Annotated in this window: 21 protein-coding genes and 1 tRNA gene; 13 read left to right on the plus strand and 9 right to left on the minus strand. The window is 55.7% G+C overall.

Translation table 11 applies throughout. The features are described from left to right. Positions 1 to 209: 209 nt before the first annotated feature. From ETAA8_RS21910 to ETAA8_RS21925, 4 genes are all read left to right on the plus strand, one after another. The gene (locus ETAA8_RS21910) at positions 210 to 500 is read left to right on the plus strand and encodes a hypothetical protein (protein WP_145093328.1); all 291 of its coding nucleotides are present in this window, start codon (positions 210 to 212) and stop codon (positions 498 to 500) included. 4 nt (positions 501 to 504) lie between these two features. Further along, complete coding sequence (locus ETAA8_RS21915; protein WP_202921180.1) at positions 505 to 912, plus strand: DoxX family protein; 408 nt, start codon at positions 505 to 507, stop codon at positions 910 to 912. Next, entirely contained in the window at positions 909 to 1610 is a 702-nt protein-coding gene (locus ETAA8_RS21920; RefSeq protein WP_145093331.1) for a DUF1643 domain-containing protein, read from the plus strand. Before ETAA8_RS21915 ends, ETAA8_RS21920 begins: the two co-directional genes overlap by 4 nt. 113 nt (positions 1611 to 1723) lie before the next feature. Then, complete coding sequence (locus ETAA8_RS21925; protein ID WP_145093334.1) at positions 1724 to 2122, plus strand: hypothetical protein; 399 nt, start codon at positions 1724 to 1726, stop codon at positions 2120 to 2122. 50 nt (positions 2123 to 2172) lie between these two features. On the opposite strand, the gene istB is transcribed toward ETAA8_RS21925, so the two are convergent. Continuing rightward, the gene (gene istB, locus ETAA8_RS21930) at positions 2173 to 2994 is read right to left on the minus strand and encodes an IS21-like element helper ATPase IstB (protein ID WP_145086466.1); all 822 of its coding nucleotides are present in this window, start codon (positions 2992 to 2994) and stop codon (positions 2173 to 2175) included. Next, positions 2991 to 4505, minus strand: coding sequence for an IS21 family transposase (gene istA, locus ETAA8_RS21935; RefSeq protein WP_145086469.1), 1515 nt, complete (start codon positions 4503 to 4505; stop codon positions 2991 to 2993). The genes istB and istA overlap by 4 nt, the downstream gene beginning before the upstream one ends. 432 nt (positions 4506 to 4937) lie before the next feature. On the opposite strand from istA, the gene ETAA8_RS21940 reads away from it, so the two are divergent. Then, the gene (locus tag ETAA8_RS21940; RefSeq protein WP_145093337.1) at positions 4938 to 5579 is read left to right on the plus strand and encodes a hypothetical protein; all 642 of its coding nucleotides are present in this window, start codon (positions 4938 to 4940) and stop codon (positions 5577 to 5579) included. A 238-nt stretch (positions 5580 to 5817) separates the two neighbouring features. Here the strand turns inward: ETAA8_RS21940 and ETAA8_RS21945 are convergent, their stop codons facing one another. After that, complete coding sequence (locus ETAA8_RS21945; RefSeq protein ID WP_145093340.1) at positions 5818 to 6213, minus strand: response regulator; 396 nt, start codon at positions 6211 to 6213, stop codon at positions 5818 to 5820. 362 nt (positions 6214 to 6575) lie between these two features. Then, positions 6576 to 7775, minus strand: coding sequence for a helix-turn-helix domain-containing protein (locus ETAA8_RS21950; RefSeq protein WP_145093343.1), 1200 nt, complete (start codon positions 7773 to 7775; stop codon positions 6576 to 6578). 78 nt (positions 7776 to 7853) lie between these two features. Here ETAA8_RS21950 and ETAA8_RS21955 point away from each other — a divergent pair, with 78 nt between their 5' ends. Then, positions 7854 to 8606, plus strand: a complete 753-nt coding sequence (locus ETAA8_RS21955; RefSeq protein ID WP_145093346.1) for a VOC family protein — start codon at positions 7854 to 7856, stop codon at positions 8604 to 8606. Positions 8607 to 8636: 30 nt separating this feature from the next. Then, on the plus strand, positions 8637 to 9551 hold the full coding sequence (locus ETAA8_RS21960; RefSeq protein ID WP_145093349.1) for a 2-phosphosulfolactate phosphatase: 915 nt from the start codon (positions 8637 to 8639) through the stop codon (positions 9549 to 9551). Positions 9552 to 9957: 406 nt separating this feature from the next. Here ETAA8_RS21960 and ETAA8_RS21965 read toward each other — a convergent pair. Continuing rightward, positions 9958 to 10030 (minus strand) — tRNA-Asn (locus ETAA8_RS21965). Between the two features lie 283 nt (positions 10031 to 10313). Between ETAA8_RS21965 and ETAA8_RS21970 the strand changes: the two genes are divergently transcribed. The 5 genes from ETAA8_RS21970 (at position 10314) to ETAA8_RS21990 (ending at position 15428) form a co-directional block, all read left to right on the plus strand. Then, positions 10314 to 11738: a class II fumarate hydratase gene (locus ETAA8_RS21970; RefSeq protein ID WP_145093352.1), complete on the plus strand. Its 1425-nt coding sequence runs from the start codon at positions 10314 to 10316 to the stop codon at positions 11736 to 11738. 186 nt (positions 11739 to 11924) lie between these two features. Beyond that, positions 11925 to 13145, plus strand: a complete 1221-nt coding sequence (locus ETAA8_RS21975; RefSeq protein ID WP_202921181.1) for a tetratricopeptide repeat protein — start codon at positions 11925 to 11927, stop codon at positions 13143 to 13145. 21 nt (positions 13146 to 13166) lie between these two features. Continuing rightward, entirely contained in the window at positions 13167 to 14306 is a 1140-nt protein-coding gene (locus ETAA8_RS21980; RefSeq protein ID WP_145093358.1) for an aminotransferase class V-fold PLP-dependent enzyme, read from the plus strand. Positions 14307 to 14502: 196 nt separating this feature from the next. Further along, entirely contained in the window at positions 14503 to 14946 is a 444-nt protein-coding gene (locus ETAA8_RS21985) for a tellurite resistance TerB family protein (RefSeq protein ID WP_145093361.1), read from the plus strand. A gap of 38 nt (positions 14947 to 14984) precedes the next feature. After that, positions 14985 to 15428 carry a tellurite resistance TerB family protein gene (locus ETAA8_RS21990; protein WP_145093364.1) on the plus strand — a complete coding sequence of 148 codons (444 nt, stop codon included), beginning with the start codon at positions 14985 to 14987 and terminating at the stop codon, positions 15426 to 15428. Positions 15429 to 15457: 29 nt separating this feature from the next. Here the strand turns inward: ETAA8_RS21990 and ETAA8_RS21995 are convergent, their stop codons facing one another. Continuing rightward, on the minus strand, positions 15458 to 16744 hold the full coding sequence (locus ETAA8_RS21995; protein WP_202921182.1) for an alpha/beta hydrolase: 1287 nt from the start codon (positions 16742 to 16744) through the stop codon (positions 15458 to 15460). Between the two features lie 173 nt (positions 16745 to 16917). Between ETAA8_RS21995 and ETAA8_RS22000 the strand changes: the two genes are divergently transcribed. Next, on the plus strand, positions 16918 to 17625 hold the full coding sequence (locus ETAA8_RS22000) for a sialate O-acetylesterase (protein WP_145093370.1): 708 nt from the start codon (positions 16918 to 16920) through the stop codon (positions 17623 to 17625). 15 nt (positions 17626 to 17640) lie between these two features. Here the strand turns inward: ETAA8_RS22000 and ETAA8_RS22005 are convergent, their stop codons facing one another. The 3 genes from ETAA8_RS22005 to asnS form a co-directional block, all read right to left on the minus strand. Then, on the minus strand, positions 17641 to 18417 hold the full coding sequence (locus tag ETAA8_RS22005; protein WP_145093373.1) for a YceH family protein: 777 nt from the start codon (positions 18415 to 18417) through the stop codon (positions 17641 to 17643). 89 nt (positions 18418 to 18506) lie between these two features. After that, positions 18507 to 18914: a rhodanese-like domain-containing protein gene (locus tag ETAA8_RS22010; RefSeq protein ID WP_145093376.1), complete on the minus strand. Its 408-nt coding sequence runs from the start codon at positions 18912 to 18914 to the stop codon at positions 18507 to 18509. 39 nt (positions 18915 to 18953) lie between these two features. Beyond that, positions 18954 to 20342, minus strand: coding sequence for an asparagine--tRNA ligase (asnS, locus tag ETAA8_RS22015; protein WP_145093379.1), 1389 nt, complete (start codon positions 20340 to 20342; stop codon positions 18954 to 18956). Positions 20343 to 20406: the final 64 nt, after the last annotated feature.

Raw genomic sequence — 20406 nt, forward strand, 5'->3', positions numbered from 1 at the left:
TCCTGTGCTTCGGGAAAGAATCGCCGCAAACGCCGTGATTCTATCGGGTTCAGCACTGGGCCGGTAGAATCGTCCGCTAGTCGCCTTAACCTGCGAAGGAAAACCATCTCTTGAAGATGATCGCAGCCTCAGGCTTACGGGTTTCGCCTGTTTCAATGACAGGCTAGGCTACCCGTGCCTCAAACGAGCGAACATCAAAGGATGACAACGTGGCGAAGAAGAACATGAACGGTCGGAAACCAAGCGGAATGGCGGGGATCGCAGTTACCGAAGACTCGACTGATCCAAGTCAGGCCCCCGAAGTGATGACGAGCGCAGCACCCACACCCGAAAAGAGTCCCGCACGTCCCAAGGTCAAAGCGAAAGAAGAACAGCCGTCCAACGGCAATGTCGGAATCGGCGACATTCGTAAGGCGGCGGCATTTGCCAACTCGGTCGGTGGACTGGAGAAGGCCATCGCCCTACTCCAAATCCTGAAAGTGGCGAAAGAAGTGCAGTAGTCGAATGACCACTGAGAATTGGATGTACGGAATTAAGGCGGCGTCCAAGTATCTGCTAGCGATCTTGATGATCGGTGTTGGCACGTTGCATTTCGTGCAGCCCGAATTCTTCGTCAAGATCATGCCGCCGTACCTGCCTTGGCATCTGGAACTGGTCTACCTCAGCGGCGTTTTTGAAGCTGCATTAGGATTGGCACTTCTCGTTCCACGAACTTCACGGCTGGCGGCATGGGGGATTATCGCTCTGTTGATCGCCGTCTTTCCCGCAAACATCTATCTCTACCAGCATCAGGAATTGCTTCCCGCCTCGCCGATGGTTCACTTTCTTCGATTGCCGCTCCAGGCCGTGTTCATTTTGTGGGCGTACTGGCACACGAAGCCGAGTCTTGAAGAGAAGAGCGAGAGTCGATGAAGCCCTTCATCCCAGCCGAGGAGTTGAAGAAGAACTACGGCGTGTTCGGCCACTTCTATTCGGTCGAACTTGCCTCAAAGGAAATCGTCGAGTGCCGAAGCGTCTTGGAACTCGTTTCTAAGCCTCGAATCCCGAAGGACCATTCGGAGTTGTCGCTACTCAGCCCCGACGCCGTGTTCGTAATGATGAACCCTGGCTCGTCGAGGCCATTGGAAGTGGTCAACAACCGCATTTGTGCCAAGGACATTCACAAGCTGACGATCTCACTGGTTCCAACCAAACCTGACACAACGCAGTACCAAGTGATGCGGTTGATGCACTTTCGTGAGTGGCGGCACGTTCGGGTTCTGAATCTTTCCGACGTGCGCAGTTCCAAAAGTCCCGAATTCATTAAGCTCTTCCAGCGGTTGGAGAAGGATGAAGCACTCGACTCGCATTCCATTTTCTCCGACGCCCGGACGGTTGAACTGGCGATCAAACTTCCCAAGAAGAGAACGACGCCGTTAGTCCTCGCCTGGGGAATGAGCGAGAAGCTGAACCCGTTGATCGAACGATGTTTGGGGAGGCTGCCTCCCAAGAGCCGGATCAAGGGCCTATTGGAGCAGGGAACTGCTAATAAGTACCGTCATCCACTGCCTTCTCTCCAGAAGGATCAGCGTGTTTGGCTTGAAAATATGGTGCGGCATTTTGAGGAGTAGAGTGTTACGAGAAGATTTTGCTTCGCACTTGATAGCAAGTAGAATCACTCGCACGAGTTGAGACGGAATGTCTTCCAGCCAAGGTGGGCTTCTCCAGTTCACGGAGTCCGCTCATGCCCACCGATGCGATCACGGTTCGAGACTTGCGCCGATTGTGGAAACCGCACAAAGAGCGGCTGAACGGCAGCGCCGCCGAGCATCCGACGAACATCCGTTTTCATCGGGCGTGCAGTTGGATGCAGAGAGCCGAGCAGGCAGTCAAGGACGATCTTGACTTGGCGCTGCTGAGCCAGTGGATCGCTTTCAACGCACTCTACGGGCAGTGGGATCACGAGGTTCGAGAGCCGCTCGCTGATAGCGTATGTTGGAGGCACTTTCTCGAAAGGATGCTCGACCTCGACAAGGGAAGTGTAAACGACGGTCGAATAGTGCAGCGCGCGGCGGTTGAAAAGTGTGGCGCTGAGGTGGGGAAGGGTCTCAGTCTAAATCAGGGTGTTGGGGCATTCCAGTAAGAATCCTTCCTCCTCCGGAGGAGGAAGGATTGCGACGGTTGTAACGACGGCTAGGATTCTGCCGTTTCATCGGCGGGTGACAAGGATGAGGTCGCCGGTTTCGGGCGCGATCCTTTGCGGCGGCGCCGCGCGTCTTGCAAGCGATAACTTTCGCCGGTCGATTCGAGGATGTGGCAGCGGTGTGTCAGCCGATCGAGCACGGCGCCGGTCAGGCGCTCGCTGCCCAGGACTTCGGTCCATTGCTCGAACGGCAGATTGGTGGTCACGATCAACGATTGGCGTTCGTAAGCGCTACTGATGACCTCGAAGAGCAACTCCGCGCCCAGCTTACTGGCGGGGACGTAACCCAGCTCATCGAGGATCAGCAGATCGAACTTGGCTAGTGACGACTTCATCCGCAGCAGCGTCCGTTCTTCTCGGGCTTCCATAAGTTGCGTGATCAGTTCCGTCACGCGGCAGAAGCGGACCCGTTTGCCCCGCTGACAGGCGGCAATGCCAAGCGCGATGGCCAGGTGCGTCTTCCCCGTGCCCGGATGCCCGAGAAAGATCACCGACTCGCGGCGTTCCACGAACTCGCACCGCAGTAGTTCTGCCACCAGCACGCGATTGAGCGAGGGCTGGGCGGCGAAGTCGAAATCACCAGGCGATTTCAGGTTGGGAAAGCGCGCTGACTTGAGCCGCCGCTCGCTGGCACGCTTCTCACGGTTGAGTAACTCCAGCTCACACAGTTGCAGCAGAAAGCCCAGATGATCGACGTTCTCCGTCGCACACCGCTGGGCCGTTTTCTCGCAGCCCTCCAGGAACGACGGCAACCGTAGGGCCTTCAAGTGATGCTTGAGCAGCACCGTGCTTTTGGTTTCGAGAGATTTCATAACACACCTCCCGTCGTCAGCGCGCAGGTCAGTTCACGGTAAGACAGGAGATTGGGAGGAGGGATCGAGTGCGACTGCAGATGCGGATGATTGTCCAGCCGAAACCACCGCGTCGGCTCTTCCAGTCCCTGCTGCACGAGCAGCCGAATCGCATCGACGGCCAGAACGTCGATCTCCAGTGCCCGCTCAATCGCCGCAGTTAATGCAGCCAGCGAGATAGTCTCCAGCAGCCGCAAGGTTTTGATGAACTCCCGGCGGCCGTGTGCGCCGCCATCTGCTTCCAGACGCCGCCGGAGGAGATCGAAACAGTCCGGCAAGCCCCAGTTTTCCAGGGGTTTCGCGAAGTCCAAGCCCCCTGGCTTCCGCTCCAAGAGTGCCAGGTAATGCAGCGGGTTGTAATGGACCTGCTCCTTCGACCAGTCGCGTGGATGCTGGGCAACCAACTTGTCGTTAACGACCAGCCGAACTTCCTCCAGGCCGCCAATTGCGGTCACTTTCTGATGAGCATACTGCGTCGGCACCGAGTAATCGTTGCCGTCGAAGCGAACCAAGGAAAGAGAGTTGGCCTGGGCCGGTTCGACTCGCCGCGCTTCAAAGCCCGACTTCGGCAGCGGCAACAACGCAGCCTGCTCCTCTGCCAACAACGTGGCTTTGTTCGCCGGTTGTCCGCGTAACTGGCGTTCCAGATCTTCACAGCACTGCCGCTCGAGTTCGGCATTCAGCACTTCCAGGCTGCCGGTCCGTGGTACCGGCACCAGGAAGTTCCGCCGCGCGAAACCGATGAGGTTCTCCGTATGCCCCTTCTCCATCGGCCGTCGCACCAGGCAGAAGTGATGCTCAAACAGATAATGACTCTGCAGCCGTAGGAACTCACGCGTCGGCGTGTCACCCCGTTTCCCCACGAACCGGGCCACAGCAATCCGGCTGTTGTCGTAGCTGATCCGGCGGGGCACGCCGCCGAAGAACTCAAAGGCCCGCTGATGGCCCGCTTGAAACGTCTCGGTGCATTCGCGAGGAAAGACCTGCACGAAGAACGCGTCGCTGTACGGCAACGACATGACGCAGTACGCGACTTTCGTCGGCATGCCTTGCAGCACCACCTCCGCTTCGCCGAAGTCGAACTGGGCTTCGCCCGGTTGATGCGACAAGGGTAAGAACACCTCCGCCGTGGTCGTTCGCCACTCCCGCACGACCTCGCCGACCACCGTGATCCCGCCGGTGTAGCCATGCTCGGCACGCAGGCGGTCGAAGATCCGTTTAGTGGTGTGGCGCTGCTTGCGGGGCGCCGTTTTGTCCTGCTCCAGGATCTCGTGGATGATCGGCAGGAACGGATCGAGTTTGGGCCGCTCCCGGGGCAGACGTTGTCGATAACCGGGCGGCTCAGGGTGCTGCAGGATCTTTTCGAGGGTCTGCCAGTGAAGGGAAAATTCCCTGCAAACCGCTCGTTTGGATTTCTTCTCGGTCAGGACAAGACGACGGATTTCGGTCCAGTTATGCATATCTCGCAGCATGGGCTACGCTCGCGGATCGTAAGGCTTGAGACGCTGGGAAGCCTCAAATCTGCCTTACGGATTCTCACGAGCAGGGCTAGCGCTGCACTTTTCGACCGACCATCGGCTCCGCCGCGCGCTGCACTATTCGACCGTCGTTTACAATCGAACTATCACGAGTACTTCGCGTTAGTCACGCATGCCCACTTCACTTGGCCTCGGATGCAAATCATCTACGACTTGCTGCAGTTCTGGGAGCTATTCCTCCGAAACCAGACGACACTCGCATGCGAGGAGTTCTGCACAGCGACACGCGACCTCCTCTGGGGCCGGATTATGCATGGCCGTTTCGGGGCCGTCTCGATCCCCAAGGTTGAGCCAGCGCCTCTTCCAAGATTTCCCGATAGCCCAACCGTTCGCATCCAACGGAAGAATGTCGAGGACCGACTTGACTTGATCTGTCGACGGCTTCGTGAGTACGACGAAAAGCGGACCGCATTGACAGAGTTCACGCCCAGCGACCTTGATCTCAAATCGCCGAAACATGCGGGCTTCATGCTGGCCAGCGCGAACTACAGTGACCACCTCACTTCGGTGCTTTCAGAGTTGGTCCACCTGAATGACAATGTGAGCAAATGGCTTCAGTCGGTCAGACAGTCGAAGCACCAAACCAACGTAATCGAAAAGATGAAGCCCAAAGCCATCGCCGGGTGCTTCGTTAACACAGCAAAACATGGATTGCGATCCGATTCGAAGAACGCAGTGATCGATTTTAAAGCGCTAATCTTCGGGGAGGAAACAGTCGCCGGCCAGACTTCAGACAAGATTCTCGACGAAACAGCGATTATCAACTTCGACGGTAAAGGCTTTGATGCGGCCACTATAATTGACGACCTACTCCAACTTTGGGATTTGTTTCTTCGATACCACACCGATGTCGACAGCACAAAACTTCAGGAAGTGTTGGCAGTCCGGTTTCATCAGCGAATTGGAACCAAACGTTACTCGCTCGTACTTGGCCCTGGCTTTGCCAAGCGCCTCGAAGAACTCAACGACGAGCGAGCTTCGATGGAGAAGCTTTCATGGGGTAGCTAGCTCCAGCGATTCCAGATAATCACCTACTGCGGAATGCTGCATCACGCGCCGGGACGCTGCCGGCACCTCGGCTCGCTTCGACCGCCACGCCGCCATCCCAAGCCATTCCTCGATCAACTCGACCGGAACGCGCACCTCGATCACTCCCCGCTGCCCGCCACTTCGAAGTGAGCCCTCGCGCTCTCGGTTAGTATCTGCGTCCCGACCAGTACCCCGGACCGAACCAAGCAACCTGTTCTCAACTCAAGCCGCGGCCGCTTAGATAGCTGAGCAAATGCCGAATGTCGACCGGTTTGGCCAGGTGAAGGTCGATTCCGGCGGCGGCCGATGCATCAACTGCTTCCGGCTGGCTGTGCCCAGTGATGGCGATGATCACAATCTCTTCAGCATCTGGCATAGCTCGCACGGCCTCAGCGACCTGATAGCCATTCATGATGGGGAGGCCCAGATCGAGCAAGATTACATCCGGGCGACGAACGTTGGCAATCTGCAAGGCCTGGAGCCCCGTGTAAGCCACGTCTACGGAGTGTGCGCACTGGATTCGAAGGAGCATTGCCAAACTGTCAGCAGCGTCCTTGTTGTCCTCGACGACTAATATCCGCAGAGGCGTGTGAGATTCAAAAGTGTCAGACACGGATTGTCCTTGGCGAAGGAGAGGAGAGCACCAGAGTTTTAGCCTGAATCTAGCGCGCCTTGGCTAGTATTCGCAGCCCGGCAAGCGGGACGACAGCATCCACTGCTTCGGGCTAGCTCGGCCAAACTGGATGTCGTCGGTGGGGTGCCTACCGCGTTGGGAACCTGCAGTAATGGTGACCACGCTCTCCAGTTAGTATCTGCGTCCCGTCCAGCATCCTGAACGCAATTGAGCCCAAAACTGAGTTAACCGGCTGACATATATTTGCGCTCTCGTTACTCGGAACGCGTAGTCTGACTGCACCACGCAGACTGAAGCCCTGAACGCAATTCACATCGGGTGCTGCTATCAAAAATCGGTCATCACAAGCACTTGAGCCGATGCTTCGCAAATGCAGCGGCATATTTGTGCCTCATTTCCTGCATGCAAACGATGTCCATGTGCTGGACTTTGGAAGACGACAAAGTATCGACGTCCTGCTCAAAAGTGCTGGCCTCTTTTGTTCCCAGGTCACGGATTAGCATTCGAGTCGCAGCGATCAAATAATGAGGTTCCTTGTCGAATGCGATCTCATAGTGAAGCACGGCTTGTCTCAACTGATCGATTTGACCACTTTTGCTTTGCCTCAGTGACTTCGCCAACCATGCTTTCATTCGGTACAAGTGGGCTAGGGTCGCTGGGCTTGCGTCATTACACCTGTCTTCAACGTCCTTGATCAACCTTGCGGCGAGTTTTAGTTCACCAGCCTGAATACACATTTGGGCGCGATGCATCATCTGTTCAAGAGTAGCGTCACCAGTCGGTCCGAAGGCTATGGGATCGGTCTCGCGAATCTGCTCGTAGCAAAATGCTGCACCTGCGAAATTCCTGTCGGCAAGGGCAAACGCGTTCGGACTAATGCGATCACCAGGTCGTGACCAAAATTCCATGCCCGGAGAGTTAAAAAAAAGCGCCGACTGAATCTCCGAAATACTTGCGGTGTCATAGCAATCCAACTTGCTGATGCACTGATATGCAAGTTCTCGGCAGAAACGCGGCATCGCTCGCGGCCCGCTGAAGCTCCAGTAGCAACCTGGCAAGTTGGCCGCAAGGATGCCAACATCTCGGACTTGTGGCTTCGTGAGTTGTGGCAGAAGCAGTTTAACGGCCTGAAGATCATTGTGCATCTGCTGCAAGTTGTCAAAGGTACGTCGAATCACGAATTCGGTTGCGAGCCAATAGCTCTGTACGAGCTTGACATGGCTGGATATTCGTTCGACTAATTCATCGCAACGCCGCTCATACGCATGCTTCGCAGCATTCGAGGTAATCTCATTTAGCGGCTTCCAGACGCTCATGCACGAGCAGTCAATCTCGGAGACGTCGATACCAAGTGCATGAGCCAATGCAATCCTCGTCACGGCGGATTGCGCGCTATTCCCCTTAAAGAATCGCAATATCGTTCGCTCATTCACGCCGGACAGCGCCTCTAAGTCACGAAGCCGCAAAGCTGTTGCAGCAAGGATCTCCTTGGCGCGATTGCCTGCTTCAACTTTGGGGTCTCGGAACGTTTCATCGCTCATTTTCCGTCCTCCGCCAATCAGGATGTCGCCGAATGTCGGCAATTGTCGGTGAAGCGCGCTGAATTATCGACGACTTGCATGAAAAGGCAAGAATGCGTGTCGGTGCGTCCAATTGCACGCCATTTGAAGCCGAACAATTCGAGGTTTGCAATGCGGAGTTCTCAAAACCAACGTTATCCCGACGCAAATGAGCCGACTGACCGGGGCCTCAATTGGGATAGCTTGGCTGATTTAGCTCTTCCGCACTCAATCCGGAAGATTGTTAGCCGCAATTTGTCGGATCCGCCGGCGTTCATTCGGCCAGCAATGTCGTTTCGCAGCGCAAGAATTGATCATATCGCTATTGCATTCGCGTCATATGGCGAGCTGCTCGACGCTGATTTTTCACTTCTTAGAAGCGGCGCGAAGGTAATCGACCCGGTTCATGCATGGCCGACGACTGCAGCAGAATGTAAAGAAGTGCAAACTTCATGGCTAGATGCTAAATGGATGTCAACGCTGGCTGTGGGCACTCTGCCGATCACGTTACTTGCACCGATGATCCATGGTGACTTGATAAGCCAATATGTTTCGAGCTGCGGGCGAGCGGACATTCACCATGTCGCGTTTGCCGTGGAAGACATTGACTCAATCTTAGGCGAGGTCGGCCGTGTACTTCCTGAACTCCGACAGATATCTGTGGTTGCCATAGATGAAGCGCTGTCACAGGTATTTCTGCGATCGGCTGGCGATCCACGCATCTGTGAGTTGATCGAGCGGCGATCAGGATTCGGTGGATTCTTCACCTGTAAGAATATCGCAGCCCTTACGCAAGGGCTACGTCAGGAATAGTTCCACTGCACTATAGGTCAGGACTTAAATATGCATGTATCCTTGATGTCGGATGTGGCGAAACTCGTGCACGATCACGAACTTCGATACGATGTGTCGACCATGTGTTCGCTTCCGGAACTAATGGCTAAGCAGTTTCTTTCTTCCGGTCGCAATCTTATTGTGATTGATACTTTTCGCAATGTTTCGTCGATTACCGTGGCACTGGCCGCGGGCGCTTTGGACGTGATGCTCTTTGGAAAGGGACGCGAAAATCTAGAGATGCTGAAAGCTGAAGCAGCTTCTTACAGCGGATTAAAGTTACTAGCGGGTGAGTTTGAAGGTCAACCAATTCCCGGATTCGACTGCGGCAATAGCCCGCTCGACTTCTCAGTGGAACGCGTTTCAGGACGGCGAATCTATTACAGCTCTACGAATGGCGGAGCTGCCGTTCAATCCGCACTTTCACTCACTAAAAAAGAGCTTGTGCTCGGCTGCATCCTAAATGGTGCTGCAATTGGTCGCGCCATTGCCAGCGGTCATTTGCCCCTTCCACTCATGATTGTTTGCGCCGGATTCCGAGGTGGCTTCGCGATCGAGGATTGCCTGACCGCCGGGCAGATTCTCTTGGTTGCACGTAGTCATGGTGCGGACTTAGGCATACTAGATGATTGTTCGTGTGCAGCAATGGAACTTGCAAAGGCGCGGTTTGGCGAAACCGGCAACGTGCTCGAACCGCGCAAACTAGCATACGAACTTGCCCAGTCTCGATGTGGTTCGGTTCTCACGACCCTCGGCTTAGGAGCAGATATCGCGGCCGCAATCGATGGCACAGGGCTGGACCCTGCGATCGTTATTGGTGCAAACGACTGCATTCCTATCATCGATCGACGTTCCTCGCCGCCTCGGATAATTGCCGCGCCGTCCTTCGGTTCGTTTTCAAGTAACCCGAGAAAGCCAAGATGAGCTTCTAGCTGGCTCGCCCGCTAGACGATTGCAGGCCAACCAAGCATTGCACTTGCCCCATCTCTGTCAGACGTGTCGCTGCTCCTGTCCCGACTGCAGTTGGTATTCTCCCAACGCCAACCCCGCGCTCTCGGTTAGTATCTGCGTCCCGACCAGTACCCCGGATCGAACGAGGCTGTTAACCAGATTTCAGGCGAAAACAGAGAGCGGAGAGAGTTCTCGGGAGAGCGGCGACGAAAACGGCCGTGGGGCAAAATTAGAGAGCGCGGCAGGGACGTCCGAGAGAGACCGGCTCTCGCCGTAACTCCTTGCAGAACAATGTGTAAACGTCAAAAGCCGGCAGAACTCTCTGGCCGGCGTTTAGCGTTAACCGTTGGGTCGGTCCAAGTTAGGGCCGAAATAGGAGCTCCCCCCGCAGGACTCGAACCTGCGACCCGGCGGTTAACAGCCGCCTGCTCTACCAACTGAGCTAGAGGGGATTAGAGACTCATTAAATTAGCTTGAAGTCCGGGTTTCGACAAGTGAACTACGGGGCATTTTTGGGAACCAATGGGTTTTCAATTCCCCTTGGGCGGGTCGTAGCGAAGAAGGGGTGCAGAGGGATGGGATGAGAATCCGAACTCGCTGGTTTAATTCGCTGTTTTTACCGACGGCTAGAGGGGAAGAATACGAGTTACGCCGTGGCAGCGTGAAAGGTTCCCAGCTAACATTGTCATTCCCAGTTTTCCCCTTTCCGCAGCTTTGTTGGCAGGTCTTTTTGCAATGACTCAGTTCCGGGTTGAACGCGATTCGATGGGCGAAGTGCAGGTTCCCGCGCAGGCGTATTACAGCGCCCAGACACAGCGGGCGGTCGAGAATTTTCCGGTCTCGGGCTGGCCTTTGCCGCCGGCATTAGTGCACTCGCTCGGGTTGGTGAAGTTTGCCTGTGCCGTCGCCAATCGTGACCTTGGGAAGCTGACGCAATCGGGCAAGAATCGCCTTAACGACCAACAAGTGACTGCCCTGCTGGATGCTTGCAAAGAAGTTGCGGCCGGCAAGTTCGACCAGGAGTTTCCCGTCGACGTGTTCCAAACTGGCTCTGGCACTTCGAGCAATATGAACACGAATGAGGTGATTTCTAATCGCGCGATCGAGATTCTCGGCGGCGACCGCTTTCAAAAAGAAAAGCCGGTTCATCCGAACGATCATGTGAACATGGGGCAAAGCACCAACGATATCTTTCCCACGGCCATTCACGTGGCTGTGGCGATGCGAATTCGGGACGATCTGCTGCCCGCTCTGCAAAAGCTGCATGACGTGCTGAAGCAGAAGGCGTCCGAATGGGACAAGATCATCAAGATTGGTCGCACGCACTTGGCCGATGCTACGCCGCTGCGACTAGGTCAAGAAGTCGGCGGATTCGCGCGTCAGATCGAGATGTCGATCGAACGGGCTAAGCGTGCCAGTGACGCAGTGCTCGAGTTGCCGGCCGGCGGAACTGCGGTCGGAACCGGCATCAACACACACCCGGAGTTCGGGCATCGCGTTGCCGAGGCGCTGGCGAAGGAGACGGGCATTGCATTCATCGAAGCGGTCGACCACTTCGAAGGGAACGCCCAGCGCGACGGACTGGTGGAATGCCACGGCCAACTGCGGACCATCGCCAGCACGCTGTTCAACGTAAGCAACAACATTCGCTGGCTGGGATCGGGGCCGCGTTGTGGATTTTATGAAATCAAGTTGCCAGATCGTCAGCCGGGCAGCTCGATCATGCCGGGGAAAGTGAATCCGGTGATGTGCGAAAGCATGATGCAAGTCGCCGCTCGAGTGATGGGCAATGACCAAACGGTCGCCTTCAGCGGCGCCACCGGCGGACAGTTTCAACTCAACATCATGATGCCGGTCATGGGTCACGCCACGTTGGAGAGCATTCACCTGCTCTCAGGCGTTACGCGGGCATTCGTCGATTTCTGCGCAATCGAAATGGAAGCGAACCCGGAAGCCTGCGAAGCTTCGGTCGAGAAGAGCCTCTCGATGGTTACCAGCTTGAATCCGCACATTGGATATGAAAAAGCAGCCTCGCTCGCGAAGCAAGCCTTTAAGTCAGGCAAGACGATTCGTGAACTCTGCCGCGAAGAAGGGATTTTGCCAGAGCATACGCTGAAGGAAGCGCTTGATCCGATGAGCATGACCGAACCCCAGGCTTGAGAACGTTGCTAGCGGGCAGATATTTCCCGAAAAATCTGGGCAAATGCTATTTTCAGCCCAAATTGGGTTTGCTGCTTTCGACGCTGCCACCGACAATCCCGCGCAGGCACCCAATGGACGGGTACTTGCCAGCAGCGACCGCACGTAGCGCGCTTTTCGTCCACGGAGGGATCTGTGATGTTTTGCGTGAGCATTGTTTTCCGACTCGCTCAACTTCGTAATCGTTCTTTGCGCACTCGGCACTTCATTTATGCCGCAGGTTGGGCCTGCTTGTTGGCGGCGCTGACGGTGAAGCCTATTCAAGCCCAACAGAACGCGCTCCGGCCGACGACGGTAAAGACGGCACCCACCGAAGCATCGACCGAGGCGGCTCCGGTCGTTCGGTCGATTGCGCGGCAATTGGGCGACGCCTACACCCTGTCGAAATCGGCCAAGACCGTCGACGAGTACAGCAGCATTATTGAAACCTGCGAGCGCGTGTTGGCCGAAACGAACAAGGTTGACACAATTAAGTACACGCACGAGTTGGCCGCATGGAGCTACAACCGCCGCGGTGAAGCCTATGTGCAACTGGCCGCCGAACTGTTTGAGAAAGGAGAAGAGCGACAAGCCAACGAACTCGATACGCTTGCCCTCGACGACTTTACACAGGCAATCGGCCACGACAAGACCAAGTGGAAGGCGTTGCACAATCGGGGTGTGAGCTTGGGCTTACACGGCAAAATGGATGAAGCCATTGCTGATTTCGATGAACTGCTGCGACTAAAACCCGATCACGTCAACGGCTGGTACAACCGGGGCGAGATTCATGCGCAACTTGGTCAATTCGATAAAGCGATCGCTGACTTTTCTGCTGCTTTAAAGTTGAAGGCCAACGATCACGGCTCGCTAATTGGCCGAGCAACGGCGCAGCGGCAACTCGGCAACTACAGCGAAGCGCTCAAGGACATATCGGTTGCATTGAAGCATCAACCCAGCAATGCATTGGCGTATTGCGAACGGGCTGAAATCGAAATGTCGCTGGGACAATGGCAACTGGCTGCAGAAGACTTTCGGACTGCTGCCAAAGCAGATCCTGAACTGGGCCGCGCCTTTCGAGGTGTTGCCTGGCTGATGTCGACTTGCCCTGAGTTGAAATTTCGCAATGCAAAGCTGGCACTAGAAGCTGCTGAAAAGGCAATCGCCCTGGATGGTGCCACCGACTATCGAACACTCGATGTCCTGGCGGCCACTCAGGCCAATCTGGGTCAGTTCGAAGACGCACAGGCCAATTTGCTGAAGGCGATTCAGTTCGCCCCGCAAGAGCTGCGCGCTCCGCTACAATCGCGAATGCGTTTGTATGCAAACGGCGAGCCCTATCGTGAACCGATTCGGCAAGCAGCCGTCCCTGGTAACCTGCCGCGATAGTCGCGTAGCAAGAGCAGCACGATGACCTGGCAACAGCATTGGCGTTTGCGACCTGATACTATCTATCTAAATCACGGCTCGTTCGGCCCTCCTCCGCTTGTCGTGCAACAATCGCGACGCGAGTGGCAACAACGGCTCGACGAGCAGCCAATGGACTTTTTCGTTCGTCAACTCGAACCTGCGTGGTTCGATGTGCGCGAACAACTCGCCCGATTTGTTGGTACGACAGGCGCGAATCTGGTCTTTGTCGACAATGCAACAGTCGGCATGAATATCGTCGCCGATTCGTTTCCTCTGCATGCGGGCGACGAAGTACTGCTGACAAATCATGAGTATGGCGCGGTAGAACGGATCTGGCAGCGCGCTTGCAGCAAAGCCTCAGCTGTGATGACGACCGTCGCATTGCCCTTGCCATTCACCACGGTTGAGGAGACGGTCGCGAAAATCGTAGAAGCGACATCACCTAATACCAGGCTGATTGTGGTCAGTCACGTTACGTCGCCGACAGCGGTCACCTTACCGGTAAGGCAACTTTGCGCTGCGGCGCGTGAGCGCGGAATCGCGGTTTGCATTGATGGTCCCCATGCGTTGGTTCAAGAAGATGTGGAGTTGGATGCCTTGGGTTGCGACTTTTATGCAGCCAGCTGTCATAAGTGGCTCTGCGCGCCGTTTGGCAGTGGCTTTTTGTTTGCCGCTCCCCAATGGCAAAAGCATATTCGTCCGCCGGTAATGAGTTGGGGACGACTGCCACCCACCAATCCAGGCCAATGGTCGGATGAGTTTTTGTGGAGCGGCACCCGCGATTATTCAGCTTCGCTCGCAATTCCTGCCGCCATCGACTTCATCAACAAGATTGGCGTTGCTGCGTTTCGTGAGCACACTCACGATCTGGCACGTTATGCCCGCAAGCAGTTGGTCGAACTCACCGGCCAGCAACCCCTTGTTCCCGATGATCCCGCCTGGTTTTGTGCGATGGCTCATGTGCCCCTCACGCCTGGTTCGAGACAGCCGCTGCAGGACCAGCTTTGGCTGCAATATCGGATTGAAGTTCCGATCGTTGAATGGAGCGGCAGCCGCTATGTGCGTGTCTCGTGTCATCTGTACAACGATCGAGATCAAGTCGATGAACTGGTGCGAGGATTGAAGGCACTGATCTATTGAATGGTGAGTTGCAGTTTCTGACTTGCACGAACCGAAACGTGTCAAGACTTCTTCCTGGCGCAATTTCTGGCCGATTGGTTGACGCAGCTTCCTAGAGCGATATCCTTACACCAGTATTTTCTGGTCGTCGGCGTCTGGTGCTGACAACTAACTTGTCTACGCTCAAAATCTTAATGACCCTGTCAAAGGTTGCAGCATGGGTTTATTCGATGGTCTGCTCAGCGGCATGGAAGGAAATGCTCGCTTTACGGCGCAAGAAGCATTTGCCGGCATCCTGGTGGGAGCTACGGCCTGCGATGGGCATTTTGCCGATGACGAAGTGCGCGGCCTGGTCTCGACATTGCTGCGCATGAAGCTGTTTCAGCGAAGTAGCGAAAAGCAGTTCGACGGCATGCTCGATAAACTCGTAGGCCTGGCAAAACGAAATGGTGTGCCCGCACTTGTCGACCGCTGCATTGAGGCAATGCCGCCCGAACTGCGCGATACGGCCTTTGCAAATGCCTGCAACATTGTGCTGGCCGATGGCGTGGCCGAACAGGCTGAGCGCGATTTCATCAACGGATTGCAAACCAAGTTGCGACTCGATGCGACGGTTTGTCACACCATCGTCCAGGTGATGGTCATTAAGAACATGGGTTAGGCGTTCGTACCACGGCAGGTCGCAGAGAAGGTTTTTCCATGGGAATGTTCGACGATATTCTGGGTGGATTTGGAACGCCGCAAGCCTTTGGTCCGCAGGAGGGGTTTGCCGGCGTGCTGCTCGCCACCGCGGCCCACGACGGTCACCTGGCCGATGAAGAAATGGCCTCGATGTTTAATACGCTCGGCCGCATGAAGCTTTATCAGCACATGCCCGAACAGCGATTCAAATCGATGATCGATCGCCTGGTGGGTGTGCTCAAGCGAAACGGTCCCGAAGAACTGATGCGTCAATCGGTGGCTGTCGTTCCGCCCGAACTGCGTGAAACGTGTTTCGCCAGCGCGACGGACTTGATTCTTGCCGACGGAGTCGTCGAGCAAAACGAACGCGACTTAATGCAGCAACTGATGATTTCGCTACAAATCGACAGCACCCGGGCAAAGACCATTGTGCAAGTGCTGGTGATTAAGAACAAAGGCTAAGCCGTACACCAGCAACCGAAATATCTGACTCAACGCGCAATGGTTTCGTCAAAATTCCAAGCCCAGTTCAGCACATCGCCGTAATCGCTGAAGTACCAATAGGCTTGGCCATAACGCTCGTGACGCGTCAAATAAGCACAGGTCTCGGGGCCGCGCCTCTCTTTGACGAGGCGAAACAGGTCGGCAAGTACATCGACATTGCTGCCATAATAGCTGTGGCCAAGAAAATTAAAGTCAACGGCGGAAACGTCGATCGTGGTGATGCCCGGCACCACGAGAGGTGGATGGGAATCACCCGCGCGCTGCTCGCGATGAAGTGATTTTGAAATGACTAGAGCCGCGTCGCCAGTGCTTGCATAGAGTGTGACCTGCTCGGCTTGGGCGACCACACCAGGGGCCCACTTCACAAAATCGCTGCAGCCCACATCGGGAGCGCAGAACACCAAGTTGGCCAGTGGTTTGCGTGCGAGTTGGGGCAAACGCCCCACTGCTTGCATGACGAGGCGACTTCCCATGCTGTGGACGACAACGTTGACGCGAGTGCCCTCTGGAATCTTACTCAACAACTGGTAGAGAAACGTTGTAAAGGGCTGGACCGAAGCAAGGTTTATCTGCTCATCGGTTTCATAGTTGCCCAATCCCCCTTGCGATGGCCAACAGTAACTGACGACTGCACCATTAAATGGCAGATCGAGCGCGACTTGAGCCGTGCGAATGAGGGCGGATTCAAAATCGACGTTGAAGCCATGAACGAACAGGAGCAGGTCTTTCTGTCGTGACTGATTGATTTGCCGATTTACCCCCTCCGCCAATTGCTGCCAATCGAGCGTGCGAACTTCATCAAACCTTACGTGTTGGAATGGATCGCTTGTAGCGCTGGTTGTCGGCGGCTGTTGGGTTCCTTGCGATTGTTCTCGCTGCGGATCTTCACCGCGGCGGCGAAAGGGAATCATGATTTCAGCACGACCGAAATATGGCTCTGCCAACAGCTGATTGCCAAACCGCTGCTGAGTGCCAGTAGCGGTTTCGGCCAGTAAGCCGCGATTTGTAGCAAAGAACACTTCCCAGGTCGTCGCTTTGTCGCGCGCCCGAATGACAGCCACAGGCTCGTCCAGCACTTCCACGAATGGACCCCAGGCGCCGTGCAACAGCGGTCGGTCGGTTGTCTTCAATGTCTCTTCGTAGCGGGTGTCGTAATAGACCGATGGCCGGCGTTTTTTTACGATGATGGTCGGCGGCTTGCGGCAGCCAAGGACCGCTGAAAGGGAAATGAGCAGCAGGATAGAAAAACGTAAGCCGGCACTTGCTGAGTTCATTTTGTTCATCCAGCCACAGGTGGAAAGTGCGCTGCAACACTGCCCCAAAAATGCCGGCGAACTTTAGCCACTTTGGGTGAAATGGCCAAGACGAAAAGCTGGATCTTGAAGGTTGTCGTCCCGCAACTCATGATGGTCTTTCGATCCCCTTCCACCTGTCTGGAGTTGCTGCCATGTCTTCGATTCGAATTCTAATACTGTCGATTTTTGGTCTGGCGATTGGTCTATCGACTGCGGCGGCTGCCGAAAAGAAGGTGCGGCTGTTCATTCTTTCGGGGCAATCGAACATGGTGGGACTCGATCCAAAAGTGTCCTTTACCCCCGCTGTGGAGAAGGAATTTGCCGGCGACGACGTGATCGTTGTGAAGAACGCCGCTAGCGGCCAGCCGATTCGTCGTTGGTACAAAAAGTGGGCGTTACCAGCCGGGGCAGCTGAAGGGAGTTCTAAGCCGAAGAACGGCGACCTTTACGAAAGAATGATGGAGACTGTGACCTCAGCGCTCGGTGGCAAGAAGCCCGACACGGTGACGTTTGTCTGGATGCAAGGCGAGCGAGATGCCAAGGCGGGTTGGCAGGCGGTCTACTATGAGGCACTAACCGGAACAGTCGACCAATTGCGGACTGATTTGAAACACAAGGATATCGCCGTGGTAGTGGGCAGACTCAGCGACAATCTAAAAAATGATCAGGGCTGGAATGCGGTGCGGGCCGCGCAAGAAAAGGTTGCTGCCGATGAGCCTTTCGGCGCGTGGGTCGATACCGACGACCTGAATGGCACGCACGATGGCCTGCACTACAACAAGCAAGGATATGCCGAACTCGGTCGCCGCTTTGCTGCCCGCGCGATTGAGCTCAATCGCAAGCAGGAAGCGAAGAAGTAACGTGGCGAGAAATCGCTAGGACCACTTGGCTTCCAGCTGACGCAAATCGGACCGCAGGCGAGATATCTCCGCCTGCATCTCGGCAACTTCCACGCGCAGCTCCGCAAACTCGTCGGCTGTCACGCCGCGCGGGGCTGGCACCGCAGGAGCGGATGTTCGCGGTGCAACTGGGGCGGGCGCGCTCGGCGGCGAATATGCTGCGGGACGATCTTCGTCGGGCCCACGATCGCCAACATGCCCTGCGTACTGCGTGCGTAGTTCGCCAATCTCGCGCTCTTTGTAAAGATTGTGCGAGACAATCTGCCCGCGGCCGGGAGGCGTCAGTTCCACCATCAGCTTCTTTTTGAGCAGGCCATCGACGATCAGCTTTAACGACCCCTGATCGGCAATGGGTTCCATACGCGAGGCGCGAGCGCGCAAATCGCCGAGAGTCTGTTCGCCACGCAGCAGGAGCTCGGTCATCACGCTGATTTCAAACTTATCGACGCCGAGCCATTCGTAGGCATGATGCCGATACTTGGCCACCCGGCCACTTCCTTGCACCTCGGTCACGGCCGACATGCCCCGCAGTTCGTCGAGAATCTGCTCGACTTCCTCGGCAGAGAGGGTCATCAGCGGCTCGCGGTTGCTCTTCTGATTGCAACCGGTAACGATGCCGTTAAGCGTCATGGGGTAGGCGTCGGGAGTTGTCTTCGCCTTCTCGACGAGGACGCCGAACACGCGCCGCTGGCGCGAATTCAAAGGTTGCCACAGTCGCTTTGCTTCTTCGCCACCCGCCTGCTGCTCGCTCATTCCAGAATCCTAGTTGCCTGTTACTGATGTAGCGTGGGCTTTAGCCCACGTGTAGGGTTGGTCGTTGTGGGCTAAAGCCCACATTACAACTACTTCGCCTTCTCGAGGCCGCTATCGATCAATTGTTGATAACCAGGTTTCAGCGGGCGTACATCGTAGCCTTCCTTCTTCAGCAATTCACCGCAGGTCAGCGCGCGGCCGCCACCCTTGCAGTGCGTGTAGATGATTTTGTTCTTGTCGAGCTTTTTAATGAGATCTGCCAGTTTGGCTTTGTCATCCAATTGACTCTTGGGCAAATGAATGGCTCCGGCGACGTGCCCCGCTTCCCATTCGGCCGGTTCCCGCACGTCGACAATCACCGCCTTGCCCGACTTCACGTTTTCCTTCACATCATTCAAGGTGTCTTTGGTATGCGTGGGTTTGTCCTGCGCCTGAGACTGTACAACGAACAGGGTGGCAGCGATGAACGAATAGCTAACGGTTTTCCAAGTCAACATGAGAGGCTCTCCAATAGGTTGGGATAAATACCAAACGGACTAAAAATCGGCACTTCCAGGCGTGCGCGGGAAGGGAATAACATCGCGGATGTTCTGCATGCCGGTGATAAATTGCACAGCTCGCTCCAAGCCAAGGCCGAAGCCGGCGTGAGGCACGGTGCCGTAACGCCGCAGGTCGCAGTACCACCAATAATCTTCTGCCCGCAGATGTTGCTCGGCCATCCGCTGAGTGAGGACATCGAGCCGCTCTTCTCGCTGGCTACCGCCAATGATTTCGCCGACTTTGGGGACGAGAACGTCCATCGCGCGAACCGTACGACCGTCGTCGTTCACGCGCATATAAAACGGCTTCAGCGAGCGCGGATAGTCGAACAAAATAACCGGGCTCTTAAAGTGCTTCTCGGTCAGGTAGCGCTCGTGTTCGCTTTGCAGGTCGATTCCCCAGCTAACAGGGTATTCGAACTTTTCGCCACATTGTTCCAAGATGCTGACTGCTTCGGTGTAGGGGCAGCGAATGAATTCTTTGGTGACGATCTGTTCGAGTGTCGAGATAATTTCTTTGTCGTAGTGTTCGTGAAAGAACTTCATGTCCTCGTCGCACTGCGAGAGGGCATCGCGAAACAACCGCTTGAGAAAGCGCTCGGCCAGCGACATGTTGTCGTTCAAGTCGTTGAAGGCCACTTCCGGCTCGACCATCCAAAACTCTGCCAGGTGCCGGGACGTATTGCTGTTCTCGGCGCGAAACGTTGGTCCAAAGGTATATACCTTCCCCAGCGCACAGGCGAAGATCTCAGCCTCCAATTGACCGCTGACGGTCAGGTACGAGGGCCGGCCAAAGAAGTCCTGCGTGGCATCGACCTTGCCGTCCTTGAGTGGCAGTTTTTCCAAGTCGAGGGTCGTGACGCGAAACATCGCGCCGGCTCCTTCGCAATCGCTCGCCGTAATGATCGGGGAATGAATGTAAAGGAAGCCTTCTTCCTGATAGAAGTTGTGAATACTGCGACAGACGCAATTGCGGACGCGAGTCACAGCTCCGAAAGTGTTGGTGCGCGGTCGCAGGTGCGCCCACTCGCGCAGTTTTTCGAGCGAGTGCTGCTTCTTCTGCAGCGGATACGTTTCGGGATCGGCCCAGCCATGCACGGTCACCTTGCTGGCCAGAACTTCGGTCGCCTGTTTGCCGCCAGAGGCCTTTACTTCCCCTTCAATACTCACACTACAGCCGGCACCCAGGTGTTTGACTTCGGTTTCGTAGTTCGGAAGTGCAGCCTCGGCGATCACCTGTAAGTTGCCAAAGGACGAGCCGTCGTTGACTTCGAGGAACGAGAATCCCCCCTTGGAGTCGCGGCGCGTGCGTATCCAGCCTTGCACGAACGCCTGCTGGCCAATCGCTTCCTTCTGCCGTGCCTGTCGCACGCTGAGTCGTTCCATGGCTGCCACAATCCTTTGCTGCGATTAAACTTCTGAAGCCTGCCTGCAATGGGATTGCAGACCC

The sequence above is a fragment of the Anatilimnocola aggregata genome, from assembly GCF_007747655.1.
In the GTDB taxonomy this organism is placed as follows: Bacteria; Planctomycetota; Planctomycetia; order Pirellulales; family Pirellulaceae; genus Anatilimnocola; species Anatilimnocola aggregata.